Origin of the sequence: Gilliamella sp. wkB171 (assembly GCF_001693755.1) — a bacterium.
Lineage (GTDB): Bacteria > Pseudomonadota > Gammaproteobacteria > Enterobacterales > Orbaceae > Gilliamella > Gilliamella apicola_F.
On record NZ_LYST01000001.1, the window covers coordinates 1 to 12771 of the forward strand.

The window sequence follows — 12771 nt, forward strand, 5'->3', positions numbered from 1 at the left end:
TAAAGATTTTTTTATTATTAAATTTATTCATAACACGTTATATTATGCGCCTCAAAAAATTATAAGAGACATCATTATGAAAATTTTTTTAAAGGTACTATCCCTTATTAGTTTGATCAGTTTACCATTATATAGTCAGGCAAAATTACCAGAATCAATTAAAATTGGTTCAGATACTTCATATGCCCCATTCGATTTTATTGATGCAAATGGTGAAATTACAGGTTTTAATATTGAAATAACAAAAGCACTTTGTGCAAAAGCAAATATTGAATGTGTTTTTAAAACTACTGATTTTGATGCACTTATTCCTTCACTTTTATCGAGAAAGATTGATATGATTTCGTCATCTTTGATGATGACTGAAAAACGTAAAAAGCAGATTGCGTTTTCTGATGAAATTTTTGTGACTAATTCAAGGTTAATCACAAAAGAAGGTTCCAATATTATGCCTACAGTTGAATCTTTAAAAGGTAAGCGAGTAGGTGTTGAACAAGGTACTTCGCAAGAACATTTTGCTAATGAAGTTTGGCGTCCAAATGGTGTGATTATTGTCCCTTATCAAAATCAATTACAAGTATTTTCTGATTTAGTGGCGGGGCGTTTAGATGCATCATTACAAGATGAGGTAACCGGTAGTTATGCATTTTTAAAACAACCACAAGGAAAAGGTTTTGCGTTTGCCGGCGATGTATTAACTGATAAAACGTATTTCGATGTTGGGGTAGGGTTAGGCTTCCGTAAAAATGATACTGAATTACGCGAGGCTTTTAATAAAGCTCTTGTTGAGATATTAAATGATGGTACTTATAAAAAAATCAATGATAAATACTTTGATTTTAGTGTTTATGGCAATAAAAAATAATTAAGTAATGCAAGGTTATATTCCGCTTATTTTACAAGGTGCTTTAATTACCATTGGACTAGCAATCACTTCGTTGATTGTGGCTATATTACTTGGTGTGATTTGTGCTTTAGGCAAAATGTCTAAAATAAAATTACTACGATTACTTTGTCAGGCTTATACCTCTTTAATTCGAGGTGTGCCTGATTTAGTTCTTATGATGCTAATATTTTTTGGATTACAATTTGCGCTCAATAATATTACCGATTTTTTTAATATGGATATTATCGAAATTAATCCTTTTGTCGCCGGAATGATTACTTTAGGTTTTATTTACGGCGCCTATTTTACTGAAACTTTCCGAGGTGCTTATCAGTCAGTATCGAAAAACACCTTGAATGCTGCTGTTGCGCTCGGATTAAGTCAAACTCAAGTTTTTCGTTATGTTATGTTTCCACTTATGATGCGTTTTGCTTTGCCGGGAATAGCAAATAACTGGTTGGTTGTTTTAAAATCAACTGCGTTGGTTTCGTTATTAGGCTTATTTGATTTAGTTAAAGCAACAAAAACGGTAGGCGAAGCAACGTATCAACCACTTTTATTTGCTTTAATCGCCGGCGCGTTTTATCTGTTTTTTACCACTATTTCAAATCTTGCATTGTGGTGGCTTGAGAAGCATTATTCCATTGGTATAACCAAAGCAAAATTATAAACAAAGGCCTTATCATGTTAGAGATTCTTCAAGACTATTGGAAAGCGTTGTTATGGACAGATGGATATAATATCACTGGACTAGCTATGACGCTGTGGATTTTGGTCTTATCGGTTTCCCTTGGCGGTATGTTGTCTTTAGTTTTAGCGGTTGGTCGTAATTCAAAGAATCAATTTATTAAGTTACCTATTTGGTGTTTCACCTATGTCTTTCGAGGCACGCCTTTATATGTTCAGTTATTAGTTATCTATACAGGACTTTATACATTGAGTTTTGTGCAGAATCATCAATGGGTTAATGATTTTTTTCAAAGTGGTTTAAATTGTACTATTTTAGCGTTTACGTTAAATACCTGTGCTTATACCACAGAGGTTATAGCCGGCTCAATGCGTAATGTGCCCAATGGTGAAATTCAAGCGGCAATAGCCTTGGGCTTTAACCGATTTCAATTATATCGATATATTATTTTACCAAGAGCCTTTCGTCTTGCTTTGCCTGCTTACAGTAATGAAGTTATTTTTATGTTGCATTCAACTGCATTAGCATTTACAGCAACCGTTCAAGATGTGATGAAAATTGCTCGTGATATTTATGCTGAAACATATCAACCTTTTCATGCTTTTGGTATCGCTGCGGTTATTTATCTTTGTGTTAGTTTTACATTAATTTGGGGATTTAGAAAATTAGAAAGGCGTTGTTTGGCATATATGCAAATTGATTGGTCAGTAAAAGCTAATTAAATACTCGAAATATTAAGCCATTATTGTATCAATAATGGCTTTGGTGAAAATGATTATTTATAGAGTTAATTAGCTGCCGGATAACCATAGTCTTCGGTATGATCTTCATGTTCTGAAGAACCTGGTAACGCTCTGGTGCGATCGATTGGTACATAACTACCGCTAGGTGTTTCGATCTGACATTCTTCTAAATAGATTGAGTATTTGGTATTAGCATGCATACTCACACCTCTAAAGTAACAATGTGTCGCATTATATAGGTCATTCCGACATAGTACGGCTATTATTAGCCAAACGGCAACAATTGTTAATGCTACCCATTTTAAGTGTCGCCAAATAAACGACCAAAAGCCTTGTTCGCGAAATCGACAATAAGCAAATATAAGTAAAAAAATCGCAACAAATCCTAAAAATTCATATAACCAAAATAGCCACATGTTGTTATCTCCTAAGCAATATTTAGTCGCTATTTTATACTAACTTTTTATTTACATCCATGACCCATTACGAATAATACCTACAGCAATCCCCTCAATAGCAAAGCTTTGTTGTTCTAAATCAACTTCAATAGGTGAAAAATCTTCGTTTTCGGCCAGTAACTGTACATGTTTGCCATGGCGAGATAGTCTTTTAACGGTGACTTCATCATCAATTCGCGCAACTACCACTTGGCCATTTTTTACATCTTGGGTTTTGTGCACGGCAAGTAAGTCACCATCTAATATACCAATATCTTTCATTGACATACCGTGAACCCTTAATAAAAAGTCAGCTTGGGGTTTGAATACAGAAGGATCGATTTGATAATGACTTTCAATATGTTCTTGCGCAAGGATAGGTGAGCCGGCAGCGACTTGTCCAATAAGTGGAAGGCCTTCAAAATCATTTTGATCATCGGACGTTTCGAGTAGTAGACGAATCCCACGAGATGAACCAGCAATCATTTCGATAGCACCTTTTTTGGCTAAAGCTTTCAAATGTTCTTCAGCCGCGTTAGCGGAGCGAAATCCTAATTTTTGCGCAATTTCAGCGCGCGTTGGTGGCATGCCAGTTGTTTGAATATTTTCTTTGATCAAATCGTATATTTGCTGCTGACGTTCTGTTAATGGTCTCATTATCAATTTCCTGTGTTTATATACAGATATATGTGATTATATACAGCTAATACTATAAAACCAACAGTTTTGTTGATTTTATTTTTTATTGGTTGATAAATATTTTCAATATGTTGATAACTTGTTCGTTTTGATAAAATCAAGTTCTATAGAAAAAGATAAATTTTGTTTTATTTCAATAGTGATCATTTTGATAATCTGAACTTGATTTTTTTCATATTGGTTGCAATAAGTGATTTTTATTAAAGAATCATAACATTATGAATAAAATGTATTTTTTCTTTTTAGACAAGAAAAATTAGCATATATAATGAGATTCAGTTATATGATATACTATTCATGGTAATTATTAGATCGGAAACTATATTCATGTCTTATATCGTTGCACTTAGTGGTGGTGTTGCCAGTGGTAAAAGTACCATTGCAAATCTTTTTGCACAATTAGGTGTGCCGATTATTGATGCTGATGTTATTGCTAGGCAAGTTGTTCACATTGGAACTGATGCTTATATTGAAATTGTTAAACATTTTAGTCAGGAAATCTTATTACCCGATGGCGAATTGGATCGCAGCCAATTACGGGAAATTATCTTTAATAATTCGCATGAAAGGCTTTGGTTAAACCACTTATTACATCCGATTATTCAACAAAAAACGCAGGAACAAATTGCAAAGCAGACTGCGGTTTACGTAATTTGGGTGGTGCCACTTTTGATTGAAAATAATTTACATCATTTTGCTGATCGAGTTTTGATGATAGATATTCCAAAAGAACTACAATTACAGCGTCTAGTTCAAAGAGATAATATTGATATCGCATTAGCTCAAAAAATGATTCAATCTCAAGTTTCTGGTGAAAAACGATTATCCTTTGCTGATGATATAATCATTAATAATGGTGATATAACTTGTTTGACTGAGCAAGTATATAAATTACATCAACAATACTTAAATAACCTTAAAATTAACAATGGATAAGTATGGATAAGATTATTTTTGAACATCCACTAAATGAAAAAATGCGTACATGGCTACGTGTTGAATTCTTATTAAAACAATTAAATCTACATTGCCATTTTGATCAAAATAATGCGTTACTTTTTTTTCATGCACTGTCTGAGTTATTAGAAATTATTGAACGTAACGATGTTAGAAGCGATTTGATTAAAGAAATCGAGTCTCAAAAACAAAAACTATCTTCTTGGTTAAATATTGATGGCGTTGATCAAGAGTTAATAACCGAATTACTTAACAAATTTGACCATTATTTATTAAAATTTAATACAGCACCTCGATTAGGGCAAGCATTGAAAGATGATCGTTTTATTACCTCAATTCGACAACGCTTAATGATTCCTGGCGGGTGTTGTAGTTTTGATCTTCCATCTTTCTATCTGTGGTTAAAACAATCAGCTGAAAAGCGAGATAGACAAGTACAAAGTTGGTTGCAGCATCTTGCTATTTTAAATGAATCGCTATCATCATGTATGCAGTTGATACGCCAACTTGGCGAATTTAAATTATTTACTTGTGCCAATAATTTTTTTCAAGAAACCAATGGTGATATTAGCCTTATTCGTATTCGTGTTTCGTTAGATAAAAATGTTTACCCACAAGTATCCGGTCATATGTCGCGTTATAGTATTCGATTTATTCCGCTTGAAGCTTGTGATAATACGAGTACCGATACGATAGAATTTGAATTAGCATGCTGTTAATAGCATAAAAGTTAAAGAGTCGAAATGAACAATAAAATAATGCAATTTGTGAAATGTCCAACATGTCAAAAAGAGGTGGAATGGTCGGAAAAAAGTTTATTTAGACCATTTTGTAGCAAACGTTGTCAGCTTATTGATTTGGGCGAGTGGGCAGCAGAAGAACATCGAATTCCCGATAAAGAAATCACAGAACACGATCTTTGGAGTGAAGATAATCTTTCTGATTTAATAGGAAAACATTAATGAAAGTGCTTGGTATTGAAACCTCTTGTGATGAAACTGGAATTGCTGTTTATGACGATCAATCTGGTCTATTAGCTAATCAACTTTACTCGCAAATTAATTTACATGCTGATTATGGTGGTGTCGTGCCTGAGCTTGCATCACGTGATCATATCCGCAAAACGGTACCATTGATTCAAGCCGCGTTAAAACAAGCTAACATAACGGCAGAGGATATTGATGGTGTCGCTTATACAGCAGGGCCGGGGTTAATTGGCGCTTTAATGGTTGGTGCATCTATCGGCCGTGCGCTTGCTTACGCTTGGAATGTGCCAGCAGTTGCTGTCAATCATATGGAAGGACATTTACTTGCCCCGATGCTGGAAGATAATCCACCAGAATTTCCCTTTGTTGCGTTATTGGTTTCGGGGGGACATACTCAATTAATTAGTGTTACAGGCATAGGTCAATATCAGTTACTCGGTGAATCGATTGATGATGCAGCAGGTGAGGCATTTGACAAAACAGCTAAATTATTGGGACTTGATTACCCTGGTGGCGCTAAGCTTTCAAAACTAGGAGAGCAAGGGGTTGCAAATCGATTCCATTTTCCTAGGCCAATGACCGATCGACCTGGATTGGATTTTAGTTTTTCAGGACTCAAAACCGCTGCTGCTAATATCATTCATCAAAACACTTGTGATGGCACTATTGATTTACAAACTAAGTCTGATATTGCTCGAGCTTTTGAAGATGCATTGGTCGACACCTTAGTAATTAAGTCACGTAGAGCGCTCGATGAAACAGGCTTTAATCGATTAGTTATTGCCGGTGGTGTTAGCGCCAATAAAACATTACGTCAACAATTATCGGTATTGATGAAAAACCGCAAAGGACAAGTTTATTATCCTAGATTAGAATTTTGTACGGATAATGGGGCTATGATTGCTTATGCAGGTATGGTGCATTTAAAGGAAGGTCAGCATAGTGATTTAGCTATTGCGGTGAGACCTAGATGGCCTTTAAGTGATTTAAAGTAACAATAAGGTTGTTTTTAAACGTTAGTTAAAGCTCAATCAAATAATATTCAACAGTAGGCAAATGATGCCTACTGTTAAAATAAATACTACTGTTTGTCGTCACTGTTTTGGTCTTCGTTACTGCTGTTTTGGTTTACGGCTAATTTTTCAATATTACGATTGATATTGAATAACACACAGACTAATTCAAAGCCGATTCTTGCTGAAATCACACCAACAATAAGACCTATGACGCCGGTAAAAAATGCGATAAGTCCACCTAAAAAACTGTATTGAAAACTATGGAAACTGGCAATAATTACACCTAATCCACTTAAAACTATTAACACCAGTGTTACCCAATAAAGGATAGTGATAATTACTGGTGTGATCATTTTATTGAAAAAGAAAAAATCTACTAATGAAAAACCTTCGGAATTTATAATTTTCTTCATTTTATTTCCTTAATTAAAAATTATTAATGATTATTACTTTTCATTTTAGTCAATAGCGTATACATTTAAGAATAAATAAACGAATAAAGCAATCTATTATTACACAATATTCTGAGATAACACATGAAAACTTATATTCCAGGCAAAGATGCCGCTCTTGAAGATTCCATCCAATATTTTCATCAACAACTCGCTAAATACCAATTAGAGGTAAAAGAGGCCTCTTGGCTTAATCCTGTGCCAAATGTTTGGTCGGTGCATATTCAAAACACACAGTGCCCACTCTGCTTCGCTAATGGTAAAGGTGCAAGTAAAAAAGCCGCTTTAGCTTCTGCGCTTGGGGAATATTTTGAACGTTTATCAACTAATTATTTCTTTTCTGACTTTTACTTAGGGCAACAAGTTGCTAATTCTGATTTTGTTCATTACCCAACTGAAAAATGGTTTGCCATACCTCAAGACAATAGCTTGCCACAAGGAATATTATCCGAAAAATTACTTAAGTTTTATGATCCTGATCAGGAATTAACCGCTACCGATTTAGTCGATTTACAATCAAGTAATGCTGAGCGTGGCATTTGCGCACTGCCTTTTGTACAACAATCCGATCAGAAAACGATTTATGTACCGGTTAATTTAATTGCTAATTTGTATGCTTCCAATGGAATGTCAGCAGGTAATACGCGCAATGAAGCTCGAGTGCAAGGGTTATCAGAAATTTTTGAGCGTTACACAAAAAATAAGATAATTGCTGAAGCAATAAGCTTACCAACTATTCCGCCTGAAGTCATTAACCGTTATCCGGCTGTATTAGCTGCTATAAATGCGCTTGAAAGTGAAGGCTTTCCACTTTACTGTTTTGATGCTTCTCTTGGTGGTGAGTTCCCTGTTATATGTGTAGTATTATTTAATCCAAACAATGGTACTTGCTATGCCTCATTTGGTGCTCATCCTGACTTTGGTGTTGCTCTTGAAAGAACGGTTACGGAACTACTACAAGGACGTAGTTTGAAAGATCTTGATGTGTTTTCTCCACCAAGTTTTGATAATGACGAAGTGGCTGATTTAAGTAATTTAGAAACACATTTTATTGACTCAAGTGGCTTAATTTCGTGGGATCTATTTAATAAACAAGCTGATTATGAGTTTGTTGACTGGGATTTTTCTGGAACGACAGAACAAGAGTTTGATAACCTTATGGCGATTTTTGCTCGACACAAAACAGAGGTTCTTATCATGGACTATGAACATCTTGGTGTTTATGCCTGTCGCATTTTGGCTGTGGGCATGTCAGAAATCTATCCGCCTGAAGATCTTTTAATTGCTAATAATAATATGGCAATTGGGTTTAGAGATCTGATTTTATCTTTACCGAATAAAAAGCTAACAGCAAAACAGTATTTGGCAATTATAGAGCAGTTAGATGAGCAGGGGTTAGATGATTTTGCTCGCGTTCGTGAATTACTTGGTATTGCAACAGGTAAAGATAATGCATGGCTAACTTTACGTGTTGGAGAGTTAAAAGCAATGTTAGCATTAGCCGCAAAAGATTTAGTTCAAGCACAAACATGGATCGATTGGACAATTGAAATGAATGAATCAATTTTTACTTCAGAACGAAATCATGCCTATCGTTGTCTGCAAACATTAGTCAGTTTTATCATCGATCGGGATAAAAAACAGTTCGATAATTATCAAGACGCATTTAATAAAATGTATGGCAAAAATTGTGTTGATCAAATGTGGCAATATGCCAATGGTGAGAAAAAGTTTTTTGGGTTAACGGATTTATTTAACGATCCTAATATGTCAAATAACGATCTTGAACAATTTACAATGCATCAAAAATTGCTTTCTGTTTATCACAAACTGCATCAGGCAATGTTATAAGAAATTGAATTATATTCCACCGATTGTTTCGGTGGAATAAATCTAACAATGATGTTTAACCTCTTCTAGCAAAGTCTGCGGCTTGTTCAACTAGCTCCTTTTCAGGTCTAATTCCTGTGTACAATACAAATTGTTCAAGTGCTTGGATTACAGCTACATCTGCGCCAGAAATTATTGTTTTGTTTAATTTGCTTGCGTATTTAATCATTGGCGTTTCAACAGGTAATGCGACTACATCAAACACAATTTCGGCTTGTTCAATCATTGACGTAGGGAAAGATAATTGATCAGCTTCGATACCTCCCTGCATTCCAATAGGGGTGACATTAATAATTAATTTTGCTTGTTCAGTAGGAACTTCGGTTTCATCTTTTACCCATTTATAACCATAGCGTTTTGCTAGTGCTTGTCCTTTTTGTTGGTTTCGTGCTGCAATAATACCGTTTTTAAAGCCTTTATCGTAAAACGCACCAATAACGGCATTGGCCATACCGCCACTCCCTTTTAGTACAAACGGCGTGGTATTTTCTATCTGATTTTCTTCAATAAGTTTAGCTACAGCAATATAATCAGTGTTATAAGCGGTTAGATGATAATTGGTATTAACAATTGTATTGACTGACTGGATTGAACTTGCTGAAACATCTAATTCATCGATAAACTCAATACACACCTGTTTATAAGGCATTGAAATTGCGCAACCGCGAATGGCTAATGCTTTAATACCATAAATAGCATCTTTTAAATTATTGGTTGTAAATGCTTTATAAATATAATTGAGATCAAGTTTTTCATACAGAAAATTATGAAAGCGAGTACCAAAATTGCTCGGTCTAGCAGAAAGAGACATACAAACTATGGTATCTTTATTAATAATTCTTGCCATTGTAACAAATCCTTGTGATTATAATTGATAATTAACTTTATTTTACCACTTTTTATATTAGCGTATATTTTGATTATGGTAGCCAATAATACTGGTCCTAAAATACAGCAAGAAAAAGCAACGATTAAGGTAATGATTCATTTATATTGCCACAAAAAACATCATACTGAAAAGCATCAATTGTGTAATGAATGTGATGATCTATTGCAATATGCGATGCGAAGACTAATCTTATGCCGCTTTGGAGAAAATAAAACAACTTGCGAAAAATGTCCTAGGCATTGTTATCGTAAAGATTACCAACAAAAAATTAAACAAGTGATGCGATTTTCTGGTCCAAGAATGATAATTTATCACCCGATTATGGCATTGAAGCATTTATATAAAAATTTGTTTGATTTAAAAAAATAAAGCTACCAGTTTTATTGCTAAACATCGTTTAAAATAGGTCGATCATAATAGGATTGATGTAATTAGTGATAAAAATAAATCATTTATTTAGGGTTAATTGTTTTAGGTGTTAATCATTCTTAACAAACATTTACATAAATACACATTACAATTTCATTATTCTATTTTACTATTAGATTGAATTTTTGATATTATCGCGCATAAATGCGTTGCATGAGATGATATATATAAAAGCTAATATATTGTATTTTTTGAAAAAGTTATTGAAATTAGCTACAAGGAGTAGTAAAAATATGTTAAAATATGGTCTTAATCGGGCATCGGGCATCGGGCATCGGGCATCGGGCATCGGGCATCGGGCATCGGGCATCGGGCATCGGGCATCGGGCATCGGGCATTATTAAATAGTCTAGGAACAAAAAGTCATCACGCCAGCGAATTATCCTCGCACTTATCGTTTTTTATCTCTTTTATTTCATCTTTAAAATTTTTATATCCCCTTAAACACTCTTCGAGCAAAATTTCGTTAACTAATTTATATGTAATAGATTATTTTAAATTAATTCAATCGAAATTAGCGCAACGCTCATTATTCATATTTTTTATTTTATTGACGATTCATCCAGTGCAAGCATTAAGTACATCGACAGCGAAAGCGATAGAAGGCAATGCGCCGGAAGTGATAAATACAGTTTCGGCCGCGAATAATCATGGGTTTATAGTGGGCGGTGTATTTTATAGTGAAGCGAGTAAAAATATAAAGGGCAATGAGGTAAAGGAATTTGATGATGACAGTTTGACGTTAAAGGATTTTAAGATACAAGAATTTGGAATAAATACTTTGCAGGTTAGAATAAATTACCGAGATAAAGATGGGGATAAGGTGAATCCATATATTCGATTTTTAATCGATGATACGAGTTACAAATGGTATGACAGTAATGGAAAAGTAATCACCGATTTCAGTCAAAAGCTAGGTTGTGGAGGTGGATATTCATTGCCCTTAACTTTAGAGATAACCACGAGTGCGAAGACGGTATCAACCTATGGTATACCAAATGAAAGCGACAATGTACCTATAACTAAGCGTTATCAAATTTCCTTCAAACCTCAAGTCTGTTATGTCAAACCTTATTCTTTAGAAATATTTCCTATGTATCAATGGCGTGGGGTTAATTCATCTACAAGCGGTATTGCTGATTGGAATCAAGAAGCGTATAAAGTACCAAATTCTGTCTATGGAGGTGGCTATACTTCAGATTATGTCCCTAATATGGGGTTTAAAGCGAGTCCCACTGCATCTGGCGGTAAAAAATTCCCGACGACTGGTTTTCCTGGCGCTAAGTTTCAACTAATAGTGACAGGCTCTCCTACCAATTATACTTTTAGTGTTCCCAATAATCCGGGAGGCCAAGTGGCTATTGATCAACAAGGTTATGTCTTACTAAAAGGTAAACCAACAGGTAATGTTACTGTAAGAGCAACTGTAAAGCAAAATCCAGCTATCAAGCTAGATTATACGTTTAATCCAACCAGTGTTTGGGCTATTCCACAAGGAGACTTTTATGGTACTTACGAACAGACCAAAATTAAATGTGGTGGTGAACAAAATATGTTTTTACGTAGTGAGTTAACGAATTCTCCTGTAAAATCAGCTCCTTTAAATTGGGTATTATATAATAATGTTTATACACGATCTATTGGTGAAAGTATTTTATCAGAATGGGGATATATTGAAGGCAAAAAGTCTTATCCTGATGCCAATTGGGGAGCTCAAACCTTAGCAAGCACAGCTGGCTATTCCTATTCTCATTATTGGACTAAAGAAGTTCATGATGCGTTTTCTCACTTTATTGTTATTACTGGCGATGGCGCAGTTTCTTTTATGGGCAATAATAGTGATATTGATCTAGTAGATAGTAGAAAATATCTTAGGGCAGTTTGCAAAGGTTAATTTTTCACTGAAGTAAATTATAACATTAACTCTTATTTTAAATAAAGAAAGTTACCTAGTCACCGGCGTGTTAGCGCGAAGTCGCTAGCACGCCAAAATTGAAGAACAAAAAATGAGCATGCATATTACTAAAAAGTTAGAAATTAGTCGTCGACTTGGCTATCTAAGTTTAATTGATGAGGGGAGTTTTTTGAGAATTTATAATCAATCAGCATATATTATTAGTGAGTTATATCAACAAAAGTTGAAGATAATGCATAATATCCTAGGTAAATTGAACAATTACCCTATAGTTTATTGCGGATTTCCTAAAAGAAATCTTTCATTGCATTTTAATAACGCTCAAAAAATGGAATGGGGCTATCAAATAGCCGGAGATTTTGATTTAAGCGGATATCAAACGTGGTTTAATCAATTTTTTACTTTATCGAAAGAAGATATTAATACTAGAGTGAATCCGCTAGTTCATCATCAATCTAAAATTATAAACCAATCACAACAACCTGAAATAATGCCAAAATTATCCCAAAGCACTGTGAGAACAACGCTGCATCTTAATACTAATCAATTAATATTTTTAAAAAATTGGCAGCCTGATAGTGATAATAACAAAGTAACCCAACAGTTTATGCTTAGTTTACAGCGACAATTGTTGAGATCTTAAGTGAGATCATTATCTTATGCATGGATATTATTATTTTTACTTTTGTTTTGTGGATCTTAGGCAAATTTAATTCAATAAGCTAACGATTAATAATCGGAGATATTAGTGTATAAAATATAAATTTAACGTGCATTTTAATAT

15 protein-coding genes are annotated in these 12771 nt (G+C 34.3%); 11 read left to right on the plus strand and 4 right to left on the minus strand.

Features of this window, described 5'->3' with window-relative positions; all coding sequences use genetic code 11:
* Positions 1–76: 76 nt before the first annotated feature.
* The 3 genes from A9G03_RS00005 to A9G03_RS00015 are packed head-to-tail and all read left to right on the plus strand — an operon-like array spanning position 77 to position 2296.
* Positions 77–865 carry a transporter substrate-binding domain-containing protein gene (locus A9G03_RS00005; protein ID WP_065634582.1) on the plus strand — a complete coding sequence of 263 codons (789 nt, stop codon included), beginning with the start codon at positions 77–79 and terminating at the stop codon, positions 863–865.
* 7 nt (positions 866–872) lie between these two features.
* The gene (locus A9G03_RS00010; protein ID WP_065634583.1) at positions 873–1556 is read left to right on the plus strand and encodes an ABC transporter permease; all 684 of its coding nucleotides are present in this window, start codon (positions 873–875) and stop codon (positions 1554–1556) included.
* A gap of 14 nt (positions 1557–1570) precedes the next feature.
* Positions 1571–2296: an ABC transporter permease gene (locus A9G03_RS00015; RefSeq protein ID WP_065634584.1), complete on the plus strand. Its 726-nt coding sequence runs from the start codon at positions 1571–1573 to the stop codon at positions 2294–2296.
* 65 nt (positions 2297–2361) lie between these two features.
* Here A9G03_RS00015 and A9G03_RS00020 read toward each other — a convergent pair whose 3' ends face one another.
* Both A9G03_RS00020 and lexA read right to left on the minus strand, forming a co-directional pair.
* On the minus strand, positions 2362–2733 hold the full coding sequence (locus A9G03_RS00020; protein WP_065634585.1) for a hypothetical protein: 372 nt from the start codon (positions 2731–2733) through the stop codon (positions 2362–2364).
* 51 nt (positions 2734–2784) lie between these two features.
* Positions 2785–3411: a transcriptional repressor LexA gene (gene lexA / locus A9G03_RS00025; protein WP_065634586.1), complete on the minus strand. Its 627-nt coding sequence runs from the start codon at positions 3409–3411 to the stop codon at positions 2785–2787.
* 369 nt (positions 3412–3780) lie between these two features.
* Here lexA and coaE point away from each other — a divergent pair, with 369 nt between their 5' ends.
* From coaE to tsaD, 4 genes are read left to right on the plus strand one after another with little or no spacing between them, the layout of a single operon-like run.
* Entirely contained in the window at positions 3781–4389 is a 609-nt protein-coding gene (coaE, locus tag A9G03_RS00030; protein WP_065634587.1) for a dephospho-CoA kinase, read from the plus strand.
* A 2-nt stretch (positions 4390–4391) separates the two neighbouring features.
* Entirely contained in the window at positions 4392–5129 is a 738-nt protein-coding gene (gene zapD / locus A9G03_RS00035) for a cell division protein ZapD (protein ID WP_065634588.1), read from the plus strand.
* A gap of 24 nt (positions 5130–5153) precedes the next feature.
* Positions 5154–5372 carry a DNA gyrase inhibitor YacG gene (yacG, locus tag A9G03_RS00040; protein WP_065798061.1) on the plus strand — a complete coding sequence of 73 codons (219 nt, stop codon included), beginning with the start codon at positions 5154–5156 and terminating at the stop codon, positions 5370–5372.
* Positions 5372–6391, plus strand: a complete 1020-nt coding sequence (tsaD, locus tag A9G03_RS00045) for a tRNA (adenosine(37)-N6)-threonylcarbamoyltransferase complex transferase subunit TsaD (RefSeq protein WP_065634590.1) — start codon at positions 5372–5374, stop codon at positions 6389–6391. The genes yacG and tsaD overlap by 1 nt, the downstream gene beginning before the upstream one ends.
* 86 nt (positions 6392–6477) lie before the next feature.
* Here the strand turns inward: tsaD and A9G03_RS00050 are convergent, their stop codons facing one another.
* Positions 6478–6825, minus strand: coding sequence for a DUF4282 domain-containing protein (locus A9G03_RS00050; RefSeq protein WP_065634591.1), 348 nt, complete (start codon positions 6823–6825; stop codon positions 6478–6480).
* Positions 6826–6948: 123 nt separating this feature from the next.
* Between A9G03_RS00050 and ycaO the strand changes: the two genes are divergently transcribed.
* On the plus strand, positions 6949–8715 hold the full coding sequence (gene ycaO / locus A9G03_RS00055) for a 30S ribosomal protein S12 methylthiotransferase accessory factor YcaO (protein ID WP_065634592.1): 1767 nt from the start codon (positions 6949–6951) through the stop codon (positions 8713–8715).
* Positions 8716–8770: 55 nt separating this feature from the next.
* Here ycaO and A9G03_RS00060 read toward each other — a convergent pair whose 3' ends face one another.
* Positions 8771–9601 carry a shikimate 5-dehydrogenase gene (locus tag A9G03_RS00060; protein WP_065798062.1) on the minus strand — a complete coding sequence of 277 codons (831 nt, stop codon included), beginning with the start codon at positions 9599–9601 and terminating at the stop codon, positions 8771–8773.
* A 75-nt stretch (positions 9602–9676) separates the two neighbouring features.
* On the opposite strand from A9G03_RS00060, the gene A9G03_RS00065 reads away from it, so the two are divergent.
* From A9G03_RS00065 to A9G03_RS00075, 3 genes are all read left to right on the plus strand, one after another.
* Complete coding sequence (locus tag A9G03_RS00065; protein WP_065634594.1) at positions 9677–10012, plus strand: nitrous oxide-stimulated promoter family protein; 336 nt, start codon at positions 9677–9679, stop codon at positions 10010–10012.
* Between the two features lie 625 nt (positions 10013–10637).
* Positions 10638–11966 (plus strand): hypothetical protein, encoded by a 1329-nt coding sequence (locus A9G03_RS12490; RefSeq protein WP_065798063.1) that lies wholly within the window; start codon positions 10638–10640, stop codon positions 11964–11966.
* A gap of 112 nt (positions 11967–12078) precedes the next feature.
* Complete coding sequence (locus tag A9G03_RS00075; RefSeq protein WP_065798064.1) at positions 12079–12630, plus strand: hypothetical protein; 552 nt, start codon at positions 12079–12081, stop codon at positions 12628–12630.
* Positions 12631–12771 lie beyond the last annotated feature (141 nt).